Origin of the sequence: Sutterella massiliensis (assembly GCF_016899755.1) — a bacterium.
Classification (GTDB): Bacteria; Pseudomonadota; Gammaproteobacteria; order Burkholderiales; family Burkholderiaceae_F; genus Sutterella; species Sutterella massiliensis.
This window is the reverse complement of sequence record NZ_JACJJC010000353.1, coordinates 1-339: the sequence shown is the minus strand read 5'-3', so window position 1 is coordinate 339 and position 339 is coordinate 1. Positions and strand designations below refer to the sequence as shown.

The window sequence follows — 339 nt, the reverse complement described above, 5'->3', positions numbered from 1 at the left end:
GATAACAAGTTGACCGGAGCTGAGATCAATGCCGCCATCAGCCGTGACGAGCGCCTGCTTCAGACCGCCATTGGCGTCGTCAGCCGCGAGGATGTTCTGCGTGCCGTCGAGATTGATCCCGCCCACCGACACGTCGTTGCTGCCGTTGATCGTGAAGCTGCCGCTTACGTGGAGCTGCGCATTGTTGCTGTTGGCGTCGCCCATCGACACGGAAGAAAAGTCGATTTGCGAGCCGCCCTTCAGCGTAAGGCCGCCGAGCTCGCGCCGATCGGTGCCGGAACCAGAAACAATCAAACGACCGTTCGTGTCAAGCGCCAGATCCGCCCCGCTGAGTACGGT

1 protein-coding gene is annotated in these 339 nt (G+C 61.1%); it reads right to left on the bottom strand.

Annotated elements, in window-relative coordinates; all coding sequences use genetic code 11:
- A partial coding sequence (locus tag H6A60_RS12885; RefSeq protein ID WP_205105261.1) for a hypothetical protein occupies positions 1-339 on the bottom strand: 339 nt, incomplete at both ends.